Annotated in this window: 1 protein-coding gene; it reads left to right on the top strand. The window is 71.5% G+C overall.

Annotated features, from left to right (window positions below):
- Positions 1–172: 172 nt before the first annotated feature.
- Positions 173–1,009: sugar kinase (locus VP06_RS33030; protein ID WP_048468060.1), on the top strand; the 837-nt coding region annotated here is incomplete at its 3' end.

The following is a 1,009-nucleotide window of genomic DNA, read 5'->3' as shown; positions in this document are numbered from 1 at the left end:
GCCCACGATGCTGACGCATCGGGCCGTTGACCCATCTCGCATTTTCGATTCCAAGCCAGAGGCTTGGCGAAAATGCGAGAACGGAACCAAAGGTCGTTTTCAACGACCGTTGGTCTTGGCCTCGAGACACACCGTCGATCGGCCGGCACGGCCGGGGAGAGGGACGGACACGATGGCAACGAGGGTCGCCTGCATCGGCGAGTGCATGATGGAGCTGTCGGAACGGCCCGACGGCAGCCTGCTGCGCGGCTATGGCGGCGATACGCTGAACACCGCCCTCTACCTCGCCCGGCTCGGCGTCGCGGTCGATTACGTGACGGCGCTCGGCGACGATCCGTGGAGCGAGGCAATGCTGGCGGCCTGGGGCGCCGAGGGAATCGGCACGGGCCGGGTGCGGCGCCTGCCCGGGCGGATGCCGGGGCTCTACATCATCCGCACCGACGAGAAGGGGGAGCGCAGCTTCCATTACTGGCGCGACAGCGCCGCCGCCCGCGACCTCTTCTCGGGCCCCGGCGCCGCAGAGACCCGGGACGCCCTGGCGGGCTACGACCTGGTCTATGCCTCGGGCATCAGCCTGTCGCTCTACGGCGAGGCCGGGCGGGCGGCGCTCGCCGAGACCGGCCGGGCCGTGCAGGCAAAGGGAGGGCGGGTGGCCTTCGACACCAACTACCGGCCCCGCGGTTGGCCCGACAAGGGCAAGGCCCAAGCCGCCTTCCGCGAGGCGATGGCGGCTTCCGACCTGATCTTCGCCTCCGTGGAAGATCTCGACTGGCTGTACGGGCGGGATGGCGAGGACGAGGTGCTGCGCCACCACGGCCGCTGCGAGATCGTGCTGAAGGGCGGCGGCTCGCCGCCGAGCGTGCGGGTGCTGGCCGGAACCGAGGACGTCACGGTGCCGGCCCCACCCGTCGACGCGATCGTCGACACCACCGCGGCGGGCGACAGCTTCGCGGCGGCCTACATGGCGGCCCGGCTCGCCGGCCGCCCGCCCGCCGAGGCCGCGTCCTGC

This window comes from Methylobacterium aquaticum (assembly GCF_001043915.1).
GTDB classification, from domain to species: Bacteria; Pseudomonadota; Alphaproteobacteria; order Rhizobiales; family Beijerinckiaceae; genus Methylobacterium; species Methylobacterium aquaticum.
The sequence above is the reverse complement of the archived record's forward strand: the minus strand, read 5'-3'. Positions and strand labels throughout refer to the sequence as shown.